Below are 6910 nucleotides of genomic sequence, written 5' to 3'. Positions count from 1 at the left end.
CTGACGGTGACTTTCATCACCTCAACACCGCATTCCGTAAGCCGTTGTGCCGTGTCGATGGAGGCGCATTATAGGGAGTCGTTCAGAGAGCGCAACAGCTAAATTGCAGAAAAATGACCGTTCGCTGCATTCCACAGCAAAAGCCCGCTTTATACGTGATTACCCACAAAGTTATCCACAATGCATTTCAAAACGAATTTTTGCGAGCAGCACGCAAACGTTTTCGCTACAATGCCCCGCGACGTCACGGATGCCCCTTTTCGGGGCGTTACCTGAAGTTTCGCCTCTTTTTATTCATAAGAAGATCGCTAAGCTTGATGTAACGCTCTTATTTACGCGAAACAAAGCCAAGGGATAAAACCACCATGCAACAACGTCGTCCTGTACGCCGCGCTCTGCTGAGTGTCTCAGACAAAGCAGGTATCCTCGAATTTGCTCAGGCGCTCTCCAGCCGCGGCGTCGAACTCCTCTCTACAGGTGGAACCGCTCGCCTGCTGGCCGATGCGGGTCTCGCCGTCACCGAAGTGTCTGACTACACCGGCTTCCCGGAAATGATGGATGGACGCGTCAAAACGCTGCACCCGAAAGTGCACGGCGGCATTCTGGGTCGTCGCGGCCAGGATGACGCCATTATGGCTCAGCACGCTATCGAGCCTATCGACATGGTGGTGGTTAACCTCTATCCCTTCGCACAGACCGTCGCGCGCGAAGGCTGCACGCTGGAAGATGCGGTCGAGAATATCGATATCGGCGGCCCGACCATGGTGCGCTCAGCGGCTAAGAACCATAAAGACGTGGCGATCGTGGTTAAGAGCAGCGACTACGACGCCATTGTGGCGGAGCTGGACGCTAACGAAAACTCGCTGACGCTGGAAACCCGTTTTGACCTTGCAATTAAAGCGTTCGAGCATACCGCGGCCTACGACAGCATGATCGCCAACTACTTCGGCTCGCTGGTTCCCGCCTATCATGGCGAGCGCAGTCAACCTGCCGGCCGTTTCCCGCGCACGCTCAATCTGAACTTCATCAAGAAGCAGGATATGCGCTACGGCGAAAACAGCCATCAGGACGCCGCCTTCTATATAGAAGAGAACGTGCAGGAAGCTTCGGTAGCGACCGCGCAGCAGGTGCAGGGCAAAGCACTCTCCTATAACAATATTGCCGATACCGACGCGGCGCTGGAGTGCGTGAAGGCGTTCAGCGAAGCGGCGTGCGTTATCGTCAAGCATGCCAACCCCTGCGGCGTCGCCGCTGGCGCATCGATCCTTGAGGCTTACGAACGCGCTTATCAGACCGACCCGACCTCTGCCTTCGGCGGCATTATCGCTTTCAACCGCGAGCTGGATGAAGCCACCGCCCAGGCGATTATCAGCCGGCAGTTCGTTGAAGTAATCATTGCCCCTTCCGCCAGCGAAGCGGCGCTGAAAGTCACGGCGACCAAGCAGAACGTTCGCGTGCTGGTTTGCGGCCAGTGGCAGGATCGCGTCGCCGGTCTCGATTTCAAACGCGTTACCGGCGGTCTGCTGGTGCAGGATCGCGATCTGGGCATGGTAGAAGCGAGCCAGCTGCGCGTAGTCAGCAAGCGTCAGCCGAGCGAGCAGGAGCTGCGCGACGCGCTCTTCTGCTGGAAGGTCGCGAAGTTCGTGAAATCCAACGCCATCGTCTATGCGCGCGACAATATGACCATCGGCATCGGCGCCGGCCAGATGAGCCGCGTCTACTCCGCTAAAATCGCCGGCATTAAGGCTGCGGACGAAGGGCTGGAAGTTAAAGGCTCGGCAATGGCTTCCGATGCGTTCTTCCCGTTCCGCGACGGTATCGATGCCGCGGCGGCCGTCGGCGTCACCTGCGTTATCCAGCCGGGCGGCTCTATTCGCGACGAAGAGGTTATCGCCGCGGCAGACGAGCACGGCATCGCCATGATCTTCACTGACATGCGCCACTTCCGCCATTAATTATCCGGAGAGCAATATGAAAATTTTAGTGATTGGCAACGGCGGTCGTGAACATGCGCTGGCCTGGAAAGCGGCGCAGTCGCCGCTGGCGGAAACGGTATTCGTCGCGCCCGGCAACGCCGGCACCGCGCTGGAGCCCGCGCTGCAAAATGTCGATATCAGCCCGACCGATATCCCTGCCCTGCTGGCGTTCGCCCAGCAGGAAGCGATCGACCTGACCATCGTCGGTCCGGAAGCGCCGCTGGTTATCGGCGTGGTCGACGCCTTCCGCGCGGCGGGTTTGAAAATTTTCGGCCCGACTAAAAACGCCGCGCAGCTGGAAGGATCTAAAGCTTTTACCAAAGATTTCCTTGCCCGCCACCACATTCCTACCGCGGAGTATCGCAACTTTACGGATGTCGAAGTCGCGCTGGCGTACCTGCACGAGAAAGGCGCGCCTATTGTCATCAAGGCCGACGGCCTGGCTGCCGGTAAAGGCGTCATCGTCGCGATGACGCTGGAAGAAGCTGAAGCGGCGGTTAAAGATATGCTGGCCGGCAACGCCTTCGGCGACGCAGGCCATCGCATCGTGATTGAAGAGTTTCTCGACGGCGAAGAAGCCAGCTTTATCGTCATGGTCGACGGCGAACACGTGCTGCCGATGGCCACCAGCCAGGATCACAAACGCGTCGGCGACGGCGATACCGGCCCGAACACCGGCGGTATGGGCGCTTACTCACCTGCGCCGGTGGTGACCGACGAGATCCACCAGCGCGTTATGGATCAGGTGATCTGGCCGACGGTGCGCGGCATGGCGGCAGAAGGCAATGTCTACACCGGCTTCCTGTATGCCGGTCTGATGATCGATCAGTCGGGACAGCCGAAAGTCATCGAATTCAACTGCCGCTTCGGCGATCCCGAAACTCAGCCGATCATGCTGCGCCTGCAGTCGGATTTGGTTGAACTCTGCCTGGCGGCCTGTGACGGTGCGCTGGATCAGATCGATTCAAAGTGGGATCCGCGCCCGGCGCTGGGCGTCGTGCTGGCGGCGGGCGGCTATCCGGGCGACTACGTCAACGGCGAGCAGATTCACGGCCTGCCGCTGGAGCAGGTTGACGACGGCAAGGTATTCCATGCCGGGACGCGCCTCGAGAACGATCTGGTGCTGACGAACGGCGGCCGCGTACTCTGCGTTACCGCGCTGGGCGACGACGTGGCGGCGGCGCAAAAGCGCGCCTATGAGCTGGCTCAGCCTATTTCCTGGAACGGCAGCTTCTGCCGCCGCGATATCGGCTATCGCGCCATTAACCGCAAGTAAGCAAAAAGGGCGCGCCATGCGCCCTTTTCTCTGCCTTAGAAATCCTCTTCCTTCGGCTGCGAATCGCAGCTTTCTCCCGGCGCCGCGCGCAGCAGCTGCGTGCCTTCCGGCGCCTCCAGCCAGGAGACCAGCAGCGGCGCGGCGCTGCGGCGCTGCTGCTGCGCCAGCGTCTGCAGCGCGTAATCGTCAAAGGATGGCGATTCGCGCCCGCCGTCGCAAAGGGCGATTTGCTTCGCGCCCAGCCACTGGCCCTGCTTCAGCATCACGCGACCGCTGAGCAGCGCATTGCTCTGCGCCAGCATTCGCTGCGCATCGAACTTATAGAGTTCTACCGTATCCGGATCGACCGCTTCGCGTCGTCCGGCCAGCTGCCGCTGCATAAAGCTCAGGCTGCCATCCTGATCGAAGCGCAGGGTGACATCGTCAGGCTGCTTGCCGCTGACGTGGCGCGCTACGCTGACCAGCTTCTCCTCCTGCCACACATAGTCGGTGGTTTCCGCTGCATCGCCGTTGAAAGGCGTATAGAGGGTGCGCAAATGAATCGTAAGGTGGCTGTTTTTGCGCCAGATGCGCACCGCGCCGCGATCGGCAAGATAGCCGCTGGCGCTAAAAGGAGGCGTGTCGGGGGTAGAACCGCACCCGGAAAGCAGAAGCAGAGCAAGCAGGGCAAAACAAGAGGGCAAACGCAGGTTCGGCATAGCTGGCCCCTAATACAAAAGGGGCGAATTCGCCCCTTCTTTTAAAATTCTGACCGCAGTGCGACGTCTTATTTAACAGAGTCTTTCAGCGCTTTACCAGACACGAATGCCGGTACGTTTGCCGCAGCGATTTTGATCTCTTTGCCAGTTTGCGGGTTGCGACCGGTACGCTCAGCGCGGTGGTTCACTTTAAAAGTGCCAAAACCAACCAGTTGTACAGCATCACCTTCTTTCAGAGACTCAGTGATCGCAGCCAGAGTTGATTCCAGAGCCGCTTTAGCCTGGGTTTTCGACAGGTCCGCTTTTTCCGCGATCACATCAATCAGTTGAGTCTTGTTCATAAGTTATCCTTAAAGTGTATTTATCGCTTGCTAAGCAACGAGTGCGAGGGAAAAGCCATATTCTGGCACTCTTCAGCCTGCACGCACCGATAGCCACAATTTTCAGCCCCCCAAATGTAGACCAGAGAGGGGGCCGATGTGAAGCCTCCAGGCGCGCTAATTCGGGCCTGAAGTCACGTTTTCCCGCCTTACTGCTGAAAATTTATACCGATGTTGCTGATTCCCGCTTCCCGCAGGTCTAAACGCAAACCTTTGATCAATTCAAGGTCTCGTTCTTCGCAGTCGGCAAGCAGGCGGAAAATCTCCCATTGCAGGTCCCATTCGTCGATAACGGCTGGGTTTTCGCGCAGCTCTTCGTCGCTCATTTCACGCCCGGCCTGGGTCATTTCCAGCATGGCAACAGTGGTGATCGACGTCTTGCTGACTTCAATCGCATGCTCCAGCGTTTCGCCGCTCAGCATCGCGTGCAGCACTTCGCTTAGCGCCACGCAGGCGTCGATAGCTGGATAAACGCCGTACACCTCGAAGGCGTCGCCGTCGGGAATGGCGGCTTCAAGCTTCTCAAGCTGGCTGTCAAAATTGATTTTGGCATCTTTGACCGTCAGGCTTTCCCAGATGAGATCGAGAAGGCGGCGATAAAGCGCCGGATCGGCGAATTCCGTCTGCTGGCAGAATGCCCAGTAATTGGGGAACATACGCTCGCACAGGCAAGCCATAAACGTCAGATGCTGCCAGCTTTCCAGCTTAGCCAGACGCAGGTGAACGGGGTTTTGTAACATGAACAGGGCTCTTCATCGTTTAGCTGGCGGCAGTGTACCGCAAAAGCGCCGCGCGCACAGCGTTAAAGCGCGCTTTGCCAGCGCTGAAAGGCGGTGCGGTTAGACGCGACGGCATCGGCCCAGCGCGTGGGTTCCGGCAGGCGATAGCCGCCCATACAGTTTTCCACCCAGTGCAGCGCGCTATCCAGGCTAACGCGGTGTCCGGTCGCCACGAAAAGCGGGTTGCAGCGCGCTTTGCTGCGCCACACCCAGCCGATCTGCTCGCCTTTGTCTATCAGCGGCTGGCGCGAGCCCGGCTCGGCGCCCAGATCGGCAAAGCGACCGCACAGGCGCTTTTTCGCCACGCCGATAGTCGGCACGTCAACCATTAAGCCAAAGTGCGAGGCGACGCCGAGACGACGCGGGTGCGAAATGCCGTGTCCGTCGACGAAAAGAAGATCCGGTTTGCGCTCAAGCATTTCCCATGCTGCCAGCAGCGCAGGATATTCGCGAAAAGAGAGGAAGCCGGGAATATAAGGCATGGTGGTGGCGATGCGTGCGACACGATGCTCCACCAGCTTCAGGGAAGGATATTCGAGGATCACTAGGGCAGCGCGCGTCACCGCCCCTTCCTGCTCGAATCCAACGTCGGCGCCGCCGATAAAACGCGGCGGCAAAACGTCGAAATCATCCTGCCGCACCACCTCTGCAGCGCGCTGAATCTGCTCCGCGCGCAGTGCAGCAATGTCCATACTTACTCCTGATGATATTGGCCTGAGAGACGGTGCACCGCCTCAACGAACACGCCCGCATGCTCTGGCGGCACATCCTGATGGATACCGTGTCCCAGGTTGAAGACGTGACCGCTGCCCGCGCCGAAGCCGCTGAGAATGCCCGCGACTTCCTGCTCAATACGCGCAGCTGGCGCATAAAGCATAGACGGATCCATGTTGCCCTGCAGCGCGACTTTGTCGCCGACGCGACGACGCGCTTCGCCGATGTCGGTGGTCCAGTCGAGACCGAGCGCGTCGCAGCCGGTGGCGGCCATCGCTTCCAGCCACTGTCCGCCGCCTTTGGTGAAGAGCGTAATCGGCACGCGGCGCCCTTCGTTCTCATGCAGCACGCTGTCGACGATTTTATGCATGTAGTAGAGCGAGAACTCCAGGTAATCACGGCCGGTCAGCACGCCGCCCCAGGTGTCGAACACCATCACCGACTGCGCGCCCGCGCGGATCTGCGCGTTAAGATAAAGAATGACGCTGTCCGCCAGCTTGTCGAGCATCGCATGCAGCGTGGCCGGATCGGCGTACATCATTTTTTTGATTTTAGTGAAGGCCTTGCTGCTGCCGCCCTCTACCATGTAGGTCGCCAGCGTCCAGGGACTGCCGGAGAAACCGATCAGCGGCACTTCGCCGTTGAGGTTTTTGCGAATGGTGCGCACCGCATTCATAACATAGCCAAGTTCCTGCTCGGGATCGGGCACCGGCAGTTTATCGACATCGGCGCGGCAGGTAACGGGATGAGAGAAACGCGGGCCTTCGCCGGTTTCGAAGTAGAGTCCCAGCCCCATCGCGTCGGGGATCGTCAGGATATCGCTGAAGAGGATCGCCGCGTCGAGCGGATAGCGGCGCAGCGGCTGCAGGGTGACTTCACACGCCAGTTCGGCGTTTTTGCACAGCGACATAAAATCGCCGGCTACGGCGCGCGTCGCTTTGTACTCCGGCAAATAACGCCCGGCTTGTCGCATCATCCATACCGGCGTGATATCGACCGGTTGACGTAACAGGGCGCGCAAATAACGATCGTTCTTCAGTTCACTCATTTCAGGACTCTCTCAATTTCAGGCGCGTAGTGTAACACT

At 59.0% G+C, this 6910-nt stretch carries 7 protein-coding genes; 2 read left to right on the top strand and 5 right to left on the bottom strand.

Annotation, left to right across the window (positions count from 1 at the left end; translation table 11 throughout):
- Nucleotides 1-365: 365 nt before the first annotated feature.
- Nucleotides 366-1955, top strand: coding sequence for a bifunctional phosphoribosylaminoimidazolecarboxamide formyltransferase/IMP cyclohydrolase (gene purH / locus HA46_RS18300; protein WP_033793170.1), 1590 nt, complete (start codon nt 366-368; stop codon nt 1953-1955).
- 16 nt (nt 1956-1971) lie between these two features.
- Nucleotides 1972-3252, top strand: a complete 1281-nt coding sequence (gene purD / locus HA46_RS18295; RefSeq protein WP_033793169.1) for a phosphoribosylamine--glycine ligase — start codon at nt 1972-1974, stop codon at nt 3250-3252.
- Between the two features lie 35 nt (nt 3253-3287).
- Here the strand turns inward: purD and HA46_RS18290 are convergent, their stop codons facing one another.
- The 5 genes from HA46_RS18290 to hemE all read right to left on the bottom strand — a co-directional run bounded on the left by HA46_RS18290 (nt 3288) and on the right by hemE (nt 6871).
- Nucleotides 3288-3950, bottom strand: coding sequence for a DUF1481 domain-containing protein (locus HA46_RS18290; protein ID WP_033793168.1), 663 nt, complete (start codon nt 3948-3950; stop codon nt 3288-3290).
- A gap of 68 nt (nt 3951-4018) precedes the next feature.
- Nucleotides 4019-4291, bottom strand: coding sequence for a nucleoid-associated protein HU-alpha (gene hupA / locus HA46_RS18285; RefSeq protein WP_033755847.1), 273 nt, complete (start codon nt 4289-4291; stop codon nt 4019-4021).
- Between the two features lie 188 nt (nt 4292-4479).
- Nucleotides 4480-5070, bottom strand: a complete 591-nt coding sequence (locus tag HA46_RS18280; RefSeq protein WP_033793167.1) for a YjaG family protein — start codon at nt 5068-5070, stop codon at nt 4480-4482.
- A 62-nt stretch (nt 5071-5132) separates the two neighbouring features.
- Entirely contained in the window at nt 5133-5801 is a 669-nt protein-coding gene (nfi, locus tag HA46_RS18275; RefSeq protein WP_033793166.1) for a deoxyribonuclease V, read from the bottom strand.
- 2 nt (nt 5802-5803) lie between these two features.
- Nucleotides 5804-6871 (bottom strand): uroporphyrinogen decarboxylase, encoded by a 1068-nt coding sequence (gene hemE, locus HA46_RS18270; RefSeq protein WP_033793165.1) that lies wholly within the window; start codon nt 6869-6871, stop codon nt 5804-5806.
- Between the last annotated feature and the right edge of the window lie 39 nt (nt 6872-6910).

This window comes from Pantoea septica (assembly GCF_002095575.1).
GTDB classification, from domain to species: domain Bacteria; phylum Pseudomonadota; class Gammaproteobacteria; order Enterobacterales; family Enterobacteriaceae; genus Pantoea; species Pantoea septica.
The sequence above is the reverse complement of the archived record's forward strand: the minus strand, read 5'-3'. Positions and strand labels throughout refer to the sequence as shown.